Source organism: Amycolatopsis pretoriensis (assembly GCF_900107925.1).
GTDB lineage: Bacteria > Actinomycetota > Actinomycetes > Mycobacteriales > Pseudonocardiaceae > Amycolatopsis > Amycolatopsis pretoriensis.
In genome coordinates, this window is sequence record NZ_FNUJ01000002.1 from 61,709 (window position 1) to 78,171 (window position 16,463).

General features: G+C 70.7%; 17 protein-coding genes. 8 read left to right on the top strand and 9 right to left on the bottom strand.

The features are described from left to right. Positions 1-2 precede the first annotated feature (2 nt). The 5 genes from BLV96_RS07105 (at position 3) to BLV96_RS07125 (ending at position 6,277) form a co-directional block, all read left to right on the top strand. Positions 3-992 (top strand): carbohydrate ABC transporter permease, encoded by a 990-nt coding sequence (locus tag BLV96_RS07105; protein ID WP_086675081.1) that lies wholly within the window; start codon positions 3-5, stop codon positions 990-992. Next, positions 989-1,846, top strand: coding sequence for a carbohydrate ABC transporter permease (locus BLV96_RS07110; protein WP_086675080.1), 858 nt, complete (start codon positions 989-991; stop codon positions 1,844-1,846). The genes BLV96_RS07105 and BLV96_RS07110 overlap by 4 nt, the downstream gene beginning before the upstream one ends. Then, positions 1,843-3,255 (top strand): GH1 family beta-glucosidase, encoded by a 1,413-nt coding sequence (locus BLV96_RS07115; protein ID WP_425266170.1) that lies wholly within the window; start codon positions 1,843-1,845, stop codon positions 3,253-3,255. The genes BLV96_RS07110 and BLV96_RS07115 overlap by 4 nt, the downstream gene beginning before the upstream one ends. Before the next feature lie 864 nt (positions 3,256-4,119). After that, a complete protein-coding gene (locus BLV96_RS07120; protein WP_086675079.1) occupies positions 4,120-5,886 on the top strand; it encodes an IlvD/Edd family dehydratase in 1,767 nt (588 codons plus the stop codon). Between the two features lie 79 nt (positions 5,887-5,965). After that, a complete protein-coding gene (locus tag BLV96_RS07125) occupies positions 5,966-6,277 on the top strand; it encodes a DUF3040 domain-containing protein (protein ID WP_086675078.1) in 312 nt (103 codons plus the stop codon). Here the strand turns inward: BLV96_RS07125 and BLV96_RS07130 are convergent. Together BLV96_RS07130 and BLV96_RS07135 are read right to left on the bottom strand one after the other, a co-directional pair. Further along, complete coding sequence (locus BLV96_RS07130; RefSeq protein WP_086675077.1) at positions 6,274-7,401, bottom strand: NAD(P)-dependent malic enzyme; 1,128 nt, start codon at positions 7,399-7,401, stop codon at positions 6,274-6,276. The genes BLV96_RS07125 and BLV96_RS07130 overlap by 4 nt on opposite strands. Before the next feature lie 43 nt (positions 7,402-7,444). After that, positions 7,445-7,861 carry a CBS domain-containing protein gene (locus BLV96_RS07135; protein ID WP_086675076.1) on the bottom strand — a complete coding sequence of 139 codons (417 nt, stop codon included), beginning with the start codon at positions 7,859-7,861 and terminating at the stop codon, positions 7,445-7,447. Between the two features lie 89 nt (positions 7,862-7,950). On the opposite strand from BLV96_RS07135, the gene BLV96_RS07140 reads away from it, so the two are divergent. Continuing rightward, a complete protein-coding gene (locus BLV96_RS07140) occupies positions 7,951-8,583 on the top strand; it encodes a UdgX family uracil-DNA binding protein (protein WP_086675075.1) in 633 nt (210 codons plus the stop codon). Here BLV96_RS07140 and ligD (BLV96_RS07145) read toward each other — a convergent pair. The 4 genes from ligD (BLV96_RS07145) to BLV96_RS07160 all read right to left on the bottom strand — a co-directional run bounded on the left by ligD (BLV96_RS07145) (position 8,576) and on the right by BLV96_RS07160 (position 11,624). After that, a complete protein-coding gene (ligD, locus tag BLV96_RS07145) occupies positions 8,576-9,439 on the bottom strand; it encodes a non-homologous end-joining DNA ligase (protein WP_086675074.1) in 864 nt (287 codons plus the stop codon). The two genes, BLV96_RS07140 and ligD (BLV96_RS07145), sit on opposite strands and share 8 nt — an antisense overlap. Next, positions 9,436-10,380: a non-homologous end-joining DNA ligase gene (ligD, locus tag BLV96_RS07150; RefSeq protein WP_086675073.1), complete on the bottom strand. Its 945-nt coding sequence runs from the start codon at positions 10,378-10,380 to the stop codon at positions 9,436-9,438. The genes ligD (BLV96_RS07145) and ligD (BLV96_RS07150) overlap by 4 nt, the downstream gene beginning before the upstream one ends. Next, the gene (gene ku / locus BLV96_RS07155; protein ID WP_086675072.1) at positions 10,377-11,303 is read right to left on the bottom strand and encodes a non-homologous end joining protein Ku; all 927 of its coding nucleotides are present in this window, start codon (positions 11,301-11,303) and stop codon (positions 10,377-10,379) included. The genes ligD (BLV96_RS07150) and ku overlap by 4 nt, the downstream gene beginning before the upstream one ends. Positions 11,304-11,426: 123 nt before the next feature. Then, the gene (locus BLV96_RS07160) at positions 11,427-11,624 is read right to left on the bottom strand and encodes a hypothetical protein (RefSeq protein WP_086675071.1); all 198 of its coding nucleotides are present in this window, start codon (positions 11,622-11,624) and stop codon (positions 11,427-11,429) included. Between the two features lie 190 nt (positions 11,625-11,814). Between BLV96_RS07160 and BLV96_RS07165 the strand changes: the two genes are divergently transcribed. Further along, the gene (locus BLV96_RS07165; protein ID WP_086675070.1) at positions 11,815-12,021 is read left to right on the top strand and encodes a hypothetical protein; all 207 of its coding nucleotides are present in this window, start codon (positions 11,815-11,817) and stop codon (positions 12,019-12,021) included. Between the two features lie 17 nt (positions 12,022-12,038). Here the strand turns inward: BLV96_RS07165 and BLV96_RS07170 are convergent, their stop codons facing one another. Then, positions 12,039-12,770 carry a GAF and ANTAR domain-containing protein gene (locus BLV96_RS07170; protein WP_086675069.1) on the bottom strand — a complete coding sequence of 244 codons (732 nt, stop codon included), beginning with the start codon at positions 12,768-12,770 and terminating at the stop codon, positions 12,039-12,041. A 298-nt stretch (positions 12,771-13,068) separates the two neighbouring features. On the opposite strand from BLV96_RS07170, the gene BLV96_RS07175 reads away from it, so the two are divergent. After that, a complete protein-coding gene (locus BLV96_RS07175) occupies positions 13,069-13,434 on the top strand; it encodes an STAS domain-containing protein (RefSeq protein ID WP_086675068.1) in 366 nt (121 codons plus the stop codon). A 119-nt stretch (positions 13,435-13,553) separates the two neighbouring features. Here BLV96_RS07175 and ctaD read toward each other — a convergent pair whose 3' ends face one another. Both ctaD and BLV96_RS07185 read right to left on the bottom strand, forming a co-directional pair. Further along, a complete protein-coding gene (gene ctaD / locus BLV96_RS07180; protein ID WP_244180091.1) occupies positions 13,554-15,326 on the bottom strand; it encodes an aa3-type cytochrome oxidase subunit I in 1,773 nt (590 codons plus the stop codon). Positions 15,327-15,408: 82 nt separating this feature from the next. Further along, on the bottom strand, positions 15,409-16,371 hold the full coding sequence (locus BLV96_RS07185) for an LLM class F420-dependent oxidoreductase (RefSeq protein WP_086676625.1): 963 nt from the start codon (positions 16,369-16,371) through the stop codon (positions 15,409-15,411). Positions 16,372-16,463 lie beyond the last annotated feature (92 nt).

Below are 16,463 nucleotides of genomic sequence, written 5' to 3' on the forward strand. Positions count from 1 at the left end.
CGATGACCGTCCTCGACAAGGTCGCGCCGGAAGGGAGTAAGGCCGGGGAGCGCACGTCTCCCCGGCCCACCTTCCGTCACCGGTTGAGCCGGTGGGACGTCAAGGTCTCGCCGTACCTCTACATCGCGCCGTTCTTCATCCTCTTCGGGATCGTCGGGCTGTTCCCGCTGCTCTACACCGCGTACGTCTCGCTGTTCAAGTGGGAAGCCGGGAGCGACGACCCCGACTTCATCGGCCTCGACAACTTCAAGGAGCTCTTCGCCGACGCGCAGTTCTGGAACGCGCTGACGAACACGATCAGCATCTTCCTGCTCTCGAGCATCCCCCAGCTCATCATCGCGGTGCTGCTGGCGGCGCTGCTCGGGTCCCGGCTGCGCGGCGCGACGGGCTGGCGGGTCGGCATCCTGCTGCCGTACGCGGCCAGCCTCGTCGCCATCGGCATCATCTTCGCCAACCTGTTCGGCCCGAAGTACGGGCTGATCAACGGCGTGCTGCAGACCATCGGGCTGGACCCGGTCGACTGGCAGGCCAGCCGCTTCGGCAGCCACGTCGCGATCGCGATCATGGTCAACTGGCGCTGGACCGGCTACAACGCGCTCATCGTGCTGGCGGCCATGCAGGCCATCCCGAAGGAACTGCACGAAGCGGCCGTGATCGACGGCGCCGGCACGTGGCGCCGCTTCTGGAACGTCACGCTGCCGCTGCTCCGGCCGACGCTGGTCTTCGTCACCATCACCTCGACGATCGGCGGCCTGCAGATCTTCACCGAGCCGAAGCTGTTCGACGCCATGCCCGGGTCGAACAACGGCGGGTCCACCAACCAGTTCCAGACCGTGACGCTGTACCTCTATCAGACGGCGTTCCAGAACGCCGATCTCGGCTACGCCTCGGCGATCGCCTGGGTGCTGTTCGTGATCATCGTGCTCATCGCGCTGGTGAACTTCTTCCTCACCGGCCGGATCGCGCGTCCCCAGGCGGTGAAGAAGAAATGACGACACTCCAGAGTGGACTCCGGCGAAGAGTCGCCACGCTCGGCAAGCCCCGCAAGGCGACCTACGTCGTGCTGGCGATCTTCGTGCTCGGTTCGCTGTTCCCGTTCTACTGGTCGTTCCTCGTGGCCAGCCGCGACAACGGGATGCTCACCGAGCGCATCCCGCCGTTCGTGCCCGGCGGCAACTTCTTCGCCAACGCCGCGCGGGTGTTCGACACCGTGCCGTTCTGGAAGGCGCTGGCCAACAGCGTCATCGTGTCCGGCACGGTGACGCTGACGACGGTGCTGTTCTCGTCGCTGGCCGGGTTCGCCTTCGCGAAACTGCGGTTCCGGGGGCGCAACAAGCTGTTCGTGTTCATCGTCGTCACGCTCGCGGTGCCCACCCAGCTCGGCATCATCCCGCTGTTCATCGCGATGTCCGAACTGGGCTGGACGGGCAGCCTGACGGCGGTGATCGTGCCCAACCTGGTCACCGCGTTCGGCGTGTTCTGGATGCGGCAGTACACAGTGGACGCACTGCCGTACGAGCTGATCGAGGCCGCGCGCGTCGACGGCTGCAGCATGATCCGGATCTTCTGGAACGTCTGCCTGCCCGCGGTCCGGCCGGCTGCGGCGATCCTGGCGATGTTCACGTTCATGATGTCGTGGAACGACTTCCTGTGGCCGCTGGTGGTGCTGGACGCGGGCAACCCGACCGTCCAGGTGGCGCTGGAGAAGCTGCAGAGCGGTTACTACGTCGACTATTCGCTGGTGCTGGCCGGAACGACCCTGGCCACCATCCCGATCCTCATCGTCTTCGTCCTCCTCGGCCGCCAGATCGTGGCCGGGATCATGCAAGGAGCCGTGAAAGGGTGAACATGTCCGTACATCCCGACAGTGTTCGGACGGAGACCGCGCTGATGTTCCCGCCCGGCTTCGTCTGGGGCGCCGCCACCGCGGCGTTCCAGGTGGAAGGGGCCACCACGGCCGACGGCCGCACCGACTCGGTCTGGGACGTCTTCGCGCGCCGTCCGGGTGCGGTCGTGGGCGGCGACACCGGCGACCCGGCGGCCGACCACTACCGCCGGTACGGCGAGGACGTCGACCTGATGCGCCGGCTCGGCCTCGGCGCCTACCGGTTCTCGCTGGCCTGGCCCCGGGTCCGGCCGGACGGCGGCGCGCCGAACGCCGCCGGGTTGGCGTTCTACGACCGGCTGGTCGACTGCCTGCTGGAGGCCGGCGTCCAGCCGTGGGCGACGCTCTACCACTGGGACCTGCCCCAGGCGCTCGAGGAAAAGGGCGGCTGGACGAACCGGGACACGGCGTACCGGTTCGCCGAGTACACCGAGACCGTGCTGGCCCGGCTCGGCGACCGCGTCGCCAGCTGGTCGACGCTGAACGAGCCGTGGTGCGCGGCGATGCTCGGCTACGCGGGCGGCATCCACGCGCCGGGCCGCACCGACCACCCGGCCGCCGTCGCCGCCACGCACCACCTGCTGCTGGGCCACGGGCTGGCGATGGACATCATCCGGCGGCACGCGCCGGGCGTCCCGGCCGGGATCACGCTCAACCTGTACCCGGTCGCCCCGCACGACCCGGCGAACGTCACCGACGTCGCCGCGGCCCGGCGCATCGACGGCCTGCAGAACCGGCTGTTCCTCGACCCGGTCCTGCGCGGCGGCTACCCGGACGACCTGGTCACCGACCTGGCCCCGTTCGGCCTCGCCGACGTGGTGCGCGAGGAGGACGCGGCGATCATCGCGGCGCACGTCGACTGGCTGGGCGTGAACTACTACCGCGACTACCGGGTGGCGGGCCGCCCGGTGCCGGGCAGCGAGCCGGCGGGCCCGGAGTGGGTCGGAGCGGGCGACGTCCACTTCGTCCCGGACCCGGCGGCCCCGAGGACGGACTCGGGCTGGGAGGTCCAGCCGGCCGGCCTGACGGAGTCGTTGCTGCAGGTCCACCGCGGCTACCGCCGGGTACCGCTGTACATCACGGAGAACGGCGCGGCCTACCCGGACGTGGTGGCCGACGGCGGCGACATCGTCGACACCGACCGGGTGGCGTTCCTGGACTCCCACCTACGGGCAGCACACGACGCATTGGCGGCGGGGGTGGACCTGCGCGGGTACTTCTACTGGTCGCTGCTGGACAACTTCGAGTGGGCGGAGGGGTACGCGAAGAGGTTCGGTCTGGTCCACGTGGACTACGCAACGCAGCGACGGACGCCGAAGCAGAGTGCGCACTGGTACTCCCGGGTGATCGGCTTGAACGGCCTGGGCTGAGACGCCGGGCGGGCCACCGGCGCGGGTGGCCCGCCCGGGTGGGTGAGGGGTGCGGCCGGGCCCGAGGGATCCGGGCCCGGCCGCCAGCCTCGTCAGATGGCCCGAATGCCTCATTCGGGACATCCGACGCCCCCAATGCGCCATTCGCGACACCACTCGGCCGGGTTGGCTCCACGGGCCCGCCGGCCGACTTCGCAGGCCGCCCACGCCAACGTCGAGACGCAAGGGGAACTCGAGAACGGCCACGGACGAGAACCCAGACTCCCCCGCACCCCGATCCGAAGCCAGAACACGGCCGGCAACACCGGGTCAAGGCATCTTTCCCGCCTTGACGCGGTGTTACCGGCCGTAGTCACAATGACAGCTTCGGGGTGCCGGAAGGGCTTTTAGAAACCCGCCTACCAAGACGCGGCAGGGCGCGGCAGAGGCGCGATGGGGCAGGGCAGAGACGCGGCAGGCCGGGCACAGACGAGGCAGGGTTCGGCGTAGACGCGGCATGGCTGGCACCGACACGGCAGGGCTGAGTAAAGGCGCGACTGGCTGGGGACAGGCGCGGCAGAGCTGGGGACGGGCGCGGCAAGGCTCGGCAGAGCTGGGGACAGGCGCAGCAGGGCTAGGCAGAGGCTCAACAGGGCCGAGCACAAGCGCAGCAAGACGCGGCAGAGCTGAGGACAGGCGCAACAGGGCTAGGCAGAGGCCCAACAGGGCTCAGCACGAGCGCAGCAGTGGCCCGACCGGACGCGGGACAAGCGCAGCAACGCCCGGCAGAGCCGCGGCCGGCCCAGCATAGGTGCGGCAAGGCTGGGAAGGCAGAGCGGGCAAAGAGGCGTGCATTCCGCCGCCCCCGTTGCCAAACTGTCCGGTATGGGACTGCGCAGCGAAGCTTGGTTCAACAACCCCGCCGACCCCGGGATGACCGCCCTCTACCTGGAGCGCTACATGAACTGGGGCCTCACCCGCGAAGAACTGCAGTCCGGCAAACCCATCATCGGCATCGCCCAGACCGGCTCGGACCTCTCCCCCTGCAACCGGCACCACCTGCAGCTCGCCGACCGCACCCGGGAGGGCATCCGGGAAGCCGGCGGTATCGCCATCGAGTTCCCGGTCCACCCCATCCAGGAAACGGGCAAGCGCCCGACCGCCGCCCTGGATCGGAACCTCGCCTACCTCGGGCTCGTCGAGACCCTCTACGGCTACCCCATCGACGGCGTCGTCCTCACCACCGGGTGCGACAAGACCACCCCCGCCTGCCTGATGGCGGCCGCGACCGTCGACGTCCCCGCCATCGTGCTGTCCGGCGGCCCCATGCTCAACGGCTGGCACAACGGCGAACGCACCGGGTCCGGGACCATCGTCTGGAAGGCGCGCGAACTGCTCGCCGCGGGCGAAATCGACGACGCCGGGTTCATGGAGCTCGTCGCCTCCTCGGCCCCTTCGCCCGGCCACTGCAACACCATGGGCACCGCCTCGACGATGAACGCGCTCGCCGAAGCGCTCGGGATGAGCCTGCCCGGCTGCGCCGCCATCCCCGCCCCGCACCGCGACCGCGCGCGGATGGCCTACCTGACCGGGCTGAGGATCGTCGAGCTGGTGCGCGAGGACCTCAAGCCGTCGGACATCCTGACCCGCGAAGCGTTCGAGAACGCCATCGTCGTCAGCTCGGCGATCGGTGGCTCGACCAACGCGCCCATCCACATCGGCGCGATCGCCCGGCACGTCGGCGTCGAGCTGCCCCTCGAAGACTGGCAGCGCCTCGGGCACGCCGTCCCGCTGCTGGTCGACCTCCAGCCGGCCGGCAAGTACCTCGGCGAGGAGTTCCACCGCGCGGGCGGCGTCCCCGCCGTCGTGCACGAGCTGATGCGGCACGGCCTGATCCACGAAGCCGCCCGCACGGTCAACGGCCGCACGCTCGGCGACAACTGCCGCGCCGCCGAGGCCGGCGACCGCGACGTCATCCGGACCTTCGGCACCGCCCTCACCGAAGACGCCGGGTTCCTGGTCCTCAAGGGCAACCTCTTCGACGCGGCGATCATGAAGTCCAGCGTGATCTCACCCGAGTTCCGCCGCCGCTACCTGGCCGGCGGCGTCTACGAGGGCACCGCCGTCGTGTTCGACGGCCCCGAGGACTACCACGCCCGCATCGACGACCCGGACCTCGGCGTCGACGAGCACTCGCTGCTCGTCATGCGCGGCACCGGCCCGCTCGGCTACCCGGGCTCGGCGGAGGTGGTCAACATGCGGCCGCCGGCGGAGCTGATCAAGCGCGGCATCCACGAGCTGCCGTGCCTCGGCGACGGCCGCCAGTCCGGAACGTCCGGTTCGCCGTCGATCCTCAACGCCTCCCCCGAAGCCGCCGCGGGCGGCGGGCTGGCCGTGCTGCGCACCGGCGACCGCGTGCGCATCGACCTCGCCGCCGGCACCGCCGACGTCCTGATCCCCGGCGAAGAGCTCGCGCTGCGCCACAAGGAGCTGGCCGAGGCCGGCGGGTACCCGGTCCCGGACGCGCAGACGCCGTGGCAGGAGATCCAGCGGTCGATGGTCGACCAGCTCTGCGACGGCATGGTGCTGCGCCCGGCGGTGGCCTACCAGCGGATCGCGAAGACGAAAGGCATCCCCCGCGACAACCACTAGCGGCACTTTCACGTGAAAGTGCCGCTTTGGACGCGGCGGGAGGGGGTACCCCTGCGGTAGCCGAGGCGAGGAGGCCACCATGCTGCCGGAGCGAGAACGCCACGCCCTGCGCGAGATCGAGGCGGAGCTGCAGGCGAGCGATCCCGCGTTCGCCGCCGCTTTCGCCGGCCGCACCCTGCGCGAGGCCAAGCGGTGGAACCTGCTGCTCGTGCTGTGCGACGTCACCGCGGCGGTCATGCTCGTCGTCGGCCTGTTCGCCCGCGACGCCGCGCTCGTGCTCTGGGGCACGGTCGGGGCCGGAGCGCTGGTCGCGTGGCACATCGCCCGCTCCGAAACGGCCGCCGAGTCCACTCAGGACGGCACCCCGGCGGCCGGGTCCACAGTGGACTAGTCGGCCGCCCGGACCGCGCCGGCCACCGCCTCCGCCATCGCCGGCACCAGCGCTTCGTCGAACACGCTCGGCACGATGCGGCCCGGCTCCAGGTCGTCGCCGACAACGTCCGCCAGCGCGTGCGCGGCCGCCAGCAGCATCTCGGCGGTGACCCGCTGTGCGCCCGAGTCGAGGAGCCCGCGGAACATCCCCGGGAACGCCAGCACGTTGTTGATCTGGTTGGGGAAGTCGCTGCGGCCCGTGGCCACGATCTCCGCGTGCTTGCCGGCCGCCTCCGGGTCGACTTCCGGGTCCGGGTTGGCCAGCGCGAAGACGATCGCGCGGTCCGCCATCGCGGCGACGTCACCGGGGTCGAGGAGGCCGCCCGCGCTGACGCCCACGAACACGTCCGCGCCGCGCAGCGCGTCCTGCACGCTGCCGGTGGCGCGCCCGGAGTTGGTGTTCTCGGCCAGCCAGTGCTTCTCCCCCACCAGGTCCCGGTCCGGGTGCAGCACGCCGTCGCTGTCGCAGACGACGATGCCCTCGGAGCTGTAGCCGGCGCGCAGCAGCAGCCGCGCGATGGCGCTGCCCGCCGCACCCGCGCCGGCGATGACGACCGACGTGCCGCCGGGCTCGCGGCCCGTCAGCTTCAGCGCGTTGTACAGCGCGCCGAGCACGACGACCGCCGTGCCGTGCTGGTCGTCGTGGAACACCGGGATGTCGAGCTCGTCGTGCAGCCGCCGTTCGACGGTGAAGCACCGCGGCGCGGCGATGTCCTCCAGGTTGATCGCGCCGAACGACGTCGCCAGGTCCTTCACGGTGCGGACGAGGTCGTCGGGTTCGCGGCTCACCGGGCAGATCGGCCAGGCGTCGACGTCGGCGAAGCGCTTGAGCAGCGCCGCCTTGCCCTCCATCACCGGCAGCGCGGCGGCCGCGCCCCGGTCGCCGAGCCCGAGCAGGGCGGACCCGTCGGACACGATGGCGACCGAGTTGCCCTTGACCGTCTCCCGGGCAAGGAGCGAAGGATCGTCGCCGACCCGCTTCGCCTGGTCCGCGACGCCCGGCGTGTAGTGCTCGGCCAGATCGTCGGGGTTGTCCAGGGCGACGCGGGTCGCGACTTCGACTTTTCCTCGGCTGCGTGACATACCCGCGGGGTACCCGGGCCGCGCGGGGAGGAATCACCGTCGCTCAGTCGTAGGACAGGGCTTCGACGAGCTCGCCGGCCGTCGGGTTCGTCAGCGCCCGGGCGACATCGGCCTGCGCGACGATGCCGACGAGGTCGTGCCCGTCGATCACCGGCAGCCGGCGCACGCGGTGCTCGGACATGGTCCGCAGGATCTCCTCGGCGCCGTCGTCCGCGCCGATCGTCACGACCTCGCCCTGCGCCAGGTCGCCGACGCGGATCGCGCGCGGGTCCTTGCCCTCGGCCAGCACCTTCACCACGATGTCGCGGTCGGTGACCATGCCCTTCAGCCGGTCGTCCTCGCCGCAGATGGGCAGCGCGCCGACGTTCAGGCGGGCCATCGTCCGGGCGGCGTCGTGCACGGTGTCCGACGCCCGGGCGCAGGTCGCGTCGGACGTCATGATCTCGCGTGCGGTGGTCATCGTGAACTCCTTCCGTTCTCGAGCGTCACCGCGCGGCTACCCGGGGCCCGCGGGTTTACCCGCCCGCCCCGGCGGGAAATTCCCGGCACATGGCCGATACCCGCGGTGCCGAGCCGCCGGACACCACCGATCTCGACCGGTTGCGGTCGGCGGCGGCCGGCTGTCACGGGTGCGCCCTGTACCAGGACGCCACGCAGACCGTCTTCGGCGAAGGTAGCAAGCGCGCGAAGGTGCTGGTCGTCGGCGAACAGCCGGGTGACAAGGAGGACCTCGCCGGCGAGCCGTTCGTCGGGCCGGCCGGGAAGCTCCTGGACCGCGCCTTCGAAGAGGCCGGGTTCGACCGGAAAGCCCTGTACGTCACCAACGCGGTCAAGCACTTCAAGTTCAAGCGCGACGAACGCGGGAAGCGCCGCATCCACCAGAAGCCCGGCCGCACCGAGGTCGTCGCCTGCCGGCCGTGGCTGCTGGCGGAGCTGCGCGCCGTGCGCCCCGACCTGGTGCTGCTGCTGGGCGCGACGGCCGCGCAGTCGGTGCTGGGCACCAAGTTCAAGCTGACGGCCCACCGCGGCGAACCGGTGGAGGCGCCTGAGGACGTGGCCGACCTGGTGCCGTCCGCGGTCGCGACCGTGCACCCGTCGGCGATCCTGCGTGCCCCTGACCGCGACGAGGCCTACGCGGCCTTCGTCCAGGACCTCAAGGCCGCGCACGACCTGCTCAAATGAGCCGCTTCAACGCCGTCGCGGCCGACGCCGCGTGCGCGTCCAGGTCCCGCCACGGGTCGTCTTTGCGCGCCAGGCGCTGCTTCTCCTTCGCCAGGCTCCACCCCGCCGGGTCCGCCTTGCCCAGCTCGCGCCAGTCCAGCGGGGTGGCCGCCGCCGCGCCCGGGCGGGCGCGCAGCGAGTACGGCGCGACGAACGTCTGCGCGTAGCCGTTGCGGTTGGCGTCCAGGAAGATCCGGTCGCCGCGCTTGTCCTTGCGCTGGGCCGTCGTCAGCCGGTCCGGGTCGTCGGCGGCCACGTTGTCGGCCAACACGCGGGACAGTTCGAGCACGGTTTCGGTGTCCGCCTTCGCGTCCAGCGGCGCGAGCACGTGGAAGCCGCGGCCGCCGGTCGCCTGCACGAACGGCGTCAGCCCGGCCTTCTCGTAGTGGTCGCGGATCCGCCGCGCGACCGCGCGCAGCTCGGCGACCGGCGTGCCGTCCGGCGGGTCGAGGTCGAGCACCAGCCGGTCCGGCCGCTCCGGCGCGGCCACGGTGGACAGCCAGACGTGGAACTCCAGCGTGCCCTGCCCGGCCAGGTACTCCAGGGTTTCGGCGTCCTCGCAGACGACGTAGTCGTCGGTCCCGCCATCGCGCCGGGGAACGCTCTCGACACGGATCGAGTCCGGGAAGTGCTCCCCCGGGTGCTTCTGGAACCAGCCCTGGCCCTCGATGCCGTCGGGGTAGCGCCGCAGCGTCAGCGGGCGGCCGCGCAGGTGCGGCACCATGACGTCGGCGACCGCGCGGTAGTACTCGACGACGTCGCCCTTCGTCAGCCCGTCGCCGGGGTAGTACACCTTGTCCGCGTGGGAAATCTTCATCCGCGCTCCCGCACGACGTCCGCCGCCTTCTTGTCTTCGCGCAGCCCGGCGAACCGCGGGTGCCGCAGCCGCCCGTCGCGCGTCCATTCGGAGAAGCCGATCTGCGCGACGAGGTCCGGCCGGACCCAGTGCGCACCGGTTTCCCCGACCGCCTCGGCGAACGGGGACTCCCGGGTCTCGCGCTCCCGCAGCCGGGCGTGCAGGGACGCCAGGAGCCGCTCGTCGAACCCGGTGCCGACCTTGCCGGCGTACTTGAGGACGCCGTCCTCGTGGTAGCCGAGCAACAGGGCGCCGAAGCCGTGGCGGGCGCCCTGCGGGTCGGTGAAGCCGCCGATGACGAGCTCCTGCCCCTGCGCGCACTTGAACTTCAGCCAGTCGGGGGACCGTCCGTGGTGGTACGGCGCGTCCGCCCGCTTGGCGATGACGCCTTCCCAGCCGCGCCGGCAGGCCTCCGCGTAGAACTTCTCGCCCTCGGTGTTGCGGTGGGCCGAGAGCCGCAGCGGGTCGGCGAAGTCGAACGCGTCGCGCAGCAACGCCTTCCGCTGCCGCAGGGGCAACGCGGTCGTGTCGTGGTCGTCGTAGTACAGCAGGTCGAACAGGTAGTAGTAGACGCGCACGCCGGTGGCCCGCGCGCGATCCGGGTCGCTGATGTGGATCCGCGGCTGCAGCGCCGCGAAGCTGGTGCCGGCGCCGTCGAACGCGACGATTTCGCCGTCCGCCACGAACCGCGGGCCGCCCTGGGCCGCCAGCGCTTCGACGAGCTCCGGGTAGGCGTTGTCCATCACCTTGTGGTTGCGCGAGTAGAGCGTCGGCGTGCCCGAATCGCGCACGCAGATCGCCCGGACACCGTCGAGCTTGCGCTCGAAGATCCAGTCGTCGTCGGAGAAGCGGCGGTCGGTGAGCGTGGCCAAGGTGGGTTCGCGCCAGCCCGGTCCACTCACGAGGCTTTCAGCGCCTTCTCCAGCTCGGCCCGCGTCATCTTGGACCGGCCCTTCACGCCCTGCTCACGGGCGAGTTTGTCGAGGTCGGCCTTGGACAGCTCCCCGAGGTCCGGGGCCTTCTTCTTCGCGGGCTTCTTGCCGCCGCCCTTGCGGCTCTTCACGCTGCGCGACAACGCCTCGAACAGGTCGACGACGTCGGCCGAGGGCTCCGGCTCCTCTTCGTGGGCGATCTCCTTGCCTTGCTCCTTGGCCTTGATGAGCTCCTCGACGCGTTCGGAGTACTCGTCGCGGTAGTCGTCGGGCTTCCACGGCGCGGTCATCTCGTCGACGAGCGCGAGCGCCATGTCGAGTTCCTTGGGCCGCGGTTTGGGCAGGCTGGGCAGCCCGCCCATGACGTCCTTCGGCTTCCGCAGGTCGGCGACGAAGTGCAGGGTGTTGAGCACCATGACGTCCTCACCGGCGCGGATCGCCGAGAGGTACTCCTTGCCGCGCAGCACGAACTTCGCGATCCCGGCCTTCTCGCTGCGGTCCATCGCCTGCAGCAGCAGGCCGTACGCCTTGGCGAAGTCCTCTTTGGCCGGCTTCAGCCAGTAGGTGCGGTCGAAGAACCACGGGTCGATCTCGTCGAGTTCGACGAACTGCTCGATGTCGATCCGCCGGGACCGTTCGGGCGCGAGCTCGGCCAGCTCGTCGGGTTCGACGAGCACGTGGTCGCCGCCGCCGACGTCGTAGCCCTTGACGATCTCGTCCTGGGTGACCTCGTCGCCGGTCCGCTCGTTGACCCGGCGGTTGCGGATGCGGTCCGACGTCCCGCGTTCGAACTGGTGGAAGTGGATCGTGTGGTCCGCCACCGCGGGGTACAGCTCCACCGGGACGGTGACCAGCCCCAGGCTCAGGGCACCGCTCCAGACCGGTCTGGCCATGTCGACCTCCTCACCGGCAGCGATACCCGGGCGGCCGCGGCTCGAAACGCCGTGTCGTAGCGGAGGGTGACGCACCGGAGCCCGCCGCGACCGGCTGGTCACGGCGGGCTCCGGGGTCGTTCGTCAGGCGACTTCGCTGCTGCGGCCGCCGGACCGGTGCAGGCCCAGCATCTCGAGCAGCTGCGCGCAGTCTTCGGGGTCCTTGGCCCGCGCCGCGACGGCCAGCGCCGCCTTGCGCCGGGTGTCGGCCTGGGCCGGCGTGTCCCCGCCCTCCAAGAGGAGGTCCGCCACCGGTCGCAGGTCGTTCCGCTTGTCTCGCATGTTCGCTCCCCTCCGGCAATCCCCCGGTGAACCCTGTCGCCGGCCGATTACCCGGTCTCATCCCACCCAACACAAGAGGCACCGAACGGGTTCCCGGAGACAGCCGAGAGTGGGCCGAACGAGTGAATTCACCCGGTTCTGACGTGGGAACCGGCAAGGTAGGTGAGACCCACGTCACACAGGAGGCCGGATGGGCACCCAGCTCCGCATCAGCCGCGAGGACGGGTCGCTGCCCTGCGAAGTGTGCGGCTTCCCGACGATGCACGTCGCCAAGGTCGTGGCCGACGACGGGACCGTCCTCGGCCGCACGCTGATCTGCACGACGTGCCAGCGCGGCCGCCACAGACCCGAGGTGGCGGAGACCGAAGCGCCGCCGGACGAGGTCCCGGCCGGCTGAAGGGCCGGTCGCACCGGCTAGGCCGTCGTGGTCGCCACCGCCGCCACGAACTCCGCCGCCACCTCGTGGAGCTTCCGGTTGCCGTCCTGGGACCGCTTCACCAGGCGCTGGAACGCCTCCTCCGCGGTGATCCGGTGCGCGGCCATCAGGATCCCCTTGGCCTGGTCGATCACCGCGCGCGTCTCGAGGGCCCGGTTCAGCTGGTCGATCAGCTCGCGGGCGGCGAAGTACCGGCGGGCGCTGCGCAGGCCGATCACCACCGTCGCCGTGTACAGCTCGAGGATCTTCGTGCCCAGTTCGCTGAACCCGTGCTCGCCGAAGCCGAAGAGGTTCACCGCGCCGGACATGTCCTCGTCCACGGTCAGCGGCGCGGCCAGGAAGCTGGCCACCCCCAGCTGCTCGGCCGACGACACGAACTGCGGCCATACGTCGCCCACCGCCCCGACGCCGACGCGGACCGGCTGCCCGGTCTCGGCCGCGCGCAGGCACGGCCCGTCCCCGATCCGGTACTGCTCGCGGTCGAAGTTCACCGCCCGCTGGTCGGTGCTGGCCACCGTCTCGGGCACGCCTTCGCGCACCAGCGTGATGCTCGCCATGTCGGCCCCCGGCACCACCTGCACGGCGTGGTCGCACACCGACTGCAGCATCTGCCCGAGGTCCAGCTCGGTGTCCAGCATCGCGGTCAGCGACTCCATCGCCAGCGTGACCTCGTCCAACCGCGCGGTGAGCTGCTCATCGCCGCCCGTCATCCTGGTGACGCCCCTCTTCTCGGTTCTCAGGGCGCTCTCAACCAGGGAGGACCCGGGCGCGCGCCACTAGTGGGCCGCTAGCGCTTTAACGGGTCCAGCGCGAGATTACTGCATCCCGGTCACGGCAGGCACAAGCGGTCACCGCCGCGGCGCGGCGACGCGCCCGTTCGGAGCAACGCCGGTTGCGGGTGGTCCGAACGTGGTTAGGCTCGGGTGACGGTTCAGCACAGCAGCCGGCTCGGCAACACCCTCGAGCGCGGCGCCCCGGCCCGCGCACCCAGGACGGCGGCGAACCGGCATGATGGTCCCCCGACCCCGAAATCCCGCACTAAGGCTGCGCACCACGTGGCCCGCCCCGCACGCGGTGCTGATCACGGCCCGCGGCGCCCTCGACACCGCGACGGCGGCGGACCTGGGCGCCCTGCTGTCCGACCGCCTCCGCGCGCTCCCGGGCCGGCTGGTCCTCGATCTGTCCGAAGTGGACTTCCTCGGCGTGGCAGGCGTCCGGGTGCTGCTGCACGCGGCCCTGCAGGCCGGGCAGAACGGCACGGAACTGCTGGTGGACACGGGAACGAACCCACTGGTCCGGCGCGCGTTGGAGGTCACCGGCGCGGATCAGCGCCTCGCGATCTCGAGCGGACGGCCCGAGCCCGCTCCGGCTTGACTCCGGCGGCCGAAGCGAGTTCATGAACGACTCGTTCAACGCGCCGGACGTCATGAACGACTCTTTCATGACGTCCGGGCAGTCAGTCCCGATCAGCCGTGGTGGCGCGCGCTGGGGCCTCAGCGCGACGAGCCCGCCGAACCCGCGTGCCCCTCGCGGGACCCGGCCGGGTCCGCGCCCGGGTCGAGGACCTTCGCCTTGGCCCGCTTCGACCGGACGTACCGCTCCTCCTTCATCCGCTCCACCGCCTCCGGGTGGTGCAGCTCGAAGGCGGGCCGCTCCGACCGGATCCGCGGCAGATCCACGAAGTTGTGCCGCGGCGGCGGGCACGTCGTCGCCCACTCGAGGCTGTTGCCGTAGCCCCAGGGGTCGTCGACCAGGACCTGCTCGCCGTAGCGGTAGCTCCTCACCACGTTCCAGATGAACGGCAGCGTCGACGCGCCCAGGATGAACGCGCCGATCGTCGAGATGGTGTTCAGCGTCGTGAAACCGTCCGAGGTCAGGTAGTCCGCGTATCGGCGCGGCATGCCTTCGTCCCCCAGCCAGTGCTGGACCAGGAACGTCGTGTGGAAGCCGATGAACGTCGTCCAGAAGTGCCACTTGCCGAGGCCCTCGTCGAGCATCCGGCCGGTCATCTTCGGGAACCAGAAGTAGATCCCGGCGAAGGTCGCGAACACGATCGTGCCGAACAGGACGTAGTGGAAGTGGGCGACGACGAAGTAGGAGTCGGTGACGTGGAAGTCCAGCGGCGGCGACGCCAGGATCACCCCGGTGAGGCCGCCGAACAGGAACGTCACCATGAAGCCGACCGACCACAGCATCGGCGTCTCGAACGACAGGTGCCCCTTCCACATCGTGCCGATCCAGTTGAAGAACTTGATCCCGGTCGGCACCGCGATGAAGAACGTCATGATCGAGAAAAACGGCAGCAGCACCGCGCCGGTGGCGTACATGTGGTGCGCCCACACCACCGCCGACAGCCCGGTGATCGCGACGGTCGCGAACACCATCAGCCGGTAGCCGTAGAGCGGTTTCCGGCTGAACACCGGCACGATCTCGGTGACGATCCCGAAGTACGGCAGCGCCACGATGTAGACCTCGGGGTGGCCGAAGAACCAGAACAGGTGCTGGAACATGATCGCCCCGCCGTTCTCGGGGTCGAACACGTGCGCGCCCAGCCGGCGGTCCGCCTCCAGGCCGAACAGCGCGGCCGTGAGGATGGGGAACGCCAGCAGGATCAGCACGGCGGTGAACAGGATGTTCCAGGTGAAGATCGGCATCCGCCACATCGTCATCCCGGGCGCGCGCAGGGTCACGATCGTCGTCACCATGTTGACCCCGCCGAGGATCGTGCCGAGCCCGGACACGATCAGGCCCATGATCCACAGGTCGCCGCCGATGCCCGGCGAATGGATCGCGTTGGACAGCGGCGTGTAGGCCGTCCAGCCGAAGTCGGGCGCGCCGCCCGGGGTGAGGAACGAGCTGATCACGATCAGCCCGCCGAACAGGTAGAGCCAGTAGGCGAACGCGTTGAGCCGGGGGAACGCGACGTCCGGCGCGCCGATCTGCAGCGGCAGGATGTAGTTGGCGAACCCGAACAGGTTCGGGGTGGCGTAGAGCAGCAGCATGATCGTGCCGTGCATGGTGAACAGCTGGTTGTACTGCTCGGACGAGAGGAACTGCAGCCCCGGCCGGGCCAGCTCGCCCCGCATCAGCAGCGCCATCGCGCCGCCCGCCATGAAGAAGGCGAACGACGTCGTCAGGTACAGCAGGCCGATCGTCTTCGGGTCGGTGGTCCGGAACAGGGCGAGCAGCGTCCCGCCCTTCGGCCCGCGTCGCGCCACCGCCAGGGGCACCGCCCGCAGGCTCGGTGCCGGCTTCACCTCGGTCATCCGCAACTCCTGTCGCCGACAGTCCCGTAACCCGCGTATTACTCCTGATGACCACGCCCCGCGTTCCCCCGAACGGGTGGAACTACCCCCGCAGGGCCGGGAGCAGCTCCTTTTCGGCGAAGTCGAGGAAGCCGTCCTGCTGGTCGCCGCCGATCTGGACCAGGGCGACGTCGGTGAAGCCCGCCTCCTCGAACTCGCGCAGGCCCGCGACGATCGGCTCGACGTCCGGGCCGCACGGGATCGAGCCGGCGACGTCGTCCTCGCGGACGAACTGCGTCGCGCCGGCGAACCCGGCCGGCCCCGGCAGCTCGGCGTTGACCTTCCAGCCGCCGGCGAACCAGCGGAACTGCTCGTGGGCGCGCTTGACCGCGGCGTCGCGGTCGGTGCCCCACGACACGGGCATCTGCCCGATCTTGCGGCTCGGCGGGCCCAGCTTCGTCGCGTCCCACTCGCTCGAGAGCTCCGCCTTCGGCTCGACGGCGATCATCGCGTCGGCGACCGGGGCGAACCGCCGGATCGACTGCGAACCGGACACCGCGACCCCGATCGGCGTCCGCCGCTCCGGCAGGTCCCAGAGCTTCGCGGAGTCGACGCGGAAGTGCTTGCCCTCGTAGTCGAAGTAGCCGCCGTCGAAGAGGCCGCCGATGATCTGCAGGGCCTCGGCCAGCATGTCGTGCCGCACGTTCGCCGGCGGCCAGCCGCGCCCGACGACGTGCTCGTTGAGGTTCTCGCCCGCGCCGAGCCCGAGGGTGAACCGGCCGCCCGAAAGCGCCTGGATCGTCGCCGCCTTCTGCGCCACGACCGCCGGGTGGTACCGCATGGTCGGGCAGGTCACGTAGGTCATCAGCTCGACGCGCTCGGTGCTCTGGGTGACCGCGCCCAGCACGCTCCACGCGTAGGGCGCGTGCCCCTGCTCGTCCAGCCAGGGCGAGTAGTGGTCGCTCATGACCTCGAAGTCGAAGCCGGCGTGTTCCGCGCCGGCGGCGAACCGGACCAGGTCGTTCGGGCCGGCCTGCTCGGTCATCAGCGTGTAGCCGATCTTCATCGGCGTCTCCTCTCGGTCGGCCCCCCGCGTACCCGCCCGCGGGCAGGGGTAACCGACCCTCGCGGTGGTTTACCGGGTGATCAACCGGGTAT

Excerpts from the sequence above, each read along its gene's own strand:
- ligD (WP_086675074.1), bottom strand. The coding sequence starts at position 9,439 with ATGAAGATTTCCCACGCGGACAAGGTGTACTACCCCGGCGACGGGCTG.
- BLV96_RS07160 (WP_086675071.1), bottom strand. The coding sequence starts at position 11,624 with ATGCGAGACAAGCGGAACGACCTGCGACCGGTGGCGGACCTCCTCTTG.
- BLV96_RS07135 (WP_086675076.1), bottom strand. The coding sequence starts at position 7,861 with ATGACCACCGCACGCGAGATCATGACGTCCGACGCGACCTGCGCCCGG.
- BLV96_RS07110 (WP_086675080.1), top strand. The coding sequence starts at position 989 with ATGACGACACTCCAGAGTGGACTCCGGCGAAGAGTCGCCACGCTCGGC.
- BLV96_RS07175 (WP_086675068.1), top strand. The coding sequence starts at position 13,069 with ATGATGGTCCCCCGACCCCGAAATCCCGCACTAAGGCTGCGCACCACG.
- BLV96_RS07105 (WP_086675081.1), top strand. The coding sequence starts at position 3 with ATGACCGTCCTCGACAAGGTCGCGCCGGAAGGGAGTAAGGCCGGGGAG.
- BLV96_RS07130 (WP_086675077.1), bottom strand. The coding sequence starts at position 7,401 with ATGTCACGCAGCCGAGGAAAAGTCGAAGTCGCGACCCGCGTCGCCCTG.
- BLV96_RS07170 (WP_086675069.1), bottom strand. The coding sequence starts at position 12,770 with ATGACGGGCGGCGATGAGCAGCTCACCGCGCGGTTGGACGAGGTCACG.
- BLV96_RS07140 (WP_086675075.1), top strand. The coding sequence starts at position 7,951 with ATGGCCGATACCCGCGGTGCCGAGCCGCCGGACACCACCGATCTCGAC.
- BLV96_RS07125 (WP_086675078.1), top strand. The coding sequence starts at position 5,966 with ATGCTGCCGGAGCGAGAACGCCACGCCCTGCGCGAGATCGAGGCGGAG.
- BLV96_RS07185 (WP_086676625.1), bottom strand. The coding sequence starts at position 16,371 with ATGAAGATCGGCTACACGCTGATGACCGAGCAGGCCGGCCCGAACGAC.
- ku (WP_086675072.1), bottom strand. The coding sequence starts at position 11,303 with ATGGCCAGACCGGTCTGGAGCGGTGCCCTGAGCCTGGGGCTGGTCACC.
- BLV96_RS07165 (WP_086675070.1), top strand. The coding sequence starts at position 11,815 with ATGGGCACCCAGCTCCGCATCAGCCGCGAGGACGGGTCGCTGCCCTGC.
- BLV96_RS07120 (WP_086675079.1), top strand. The coding sequence starts at position 4,120 with ATGGGACTGCGCAGCGAAGCTTGGTTCAACAACCCCGCCGACCCCGGG.
- ctaD (WP_244180091.1), bottom strand. The coding sequence starts at position 15,326 with ATGACCGAGGTGAAGCCGGCACCGAGCCTGCGGGCGGTGCCCCTGGCG.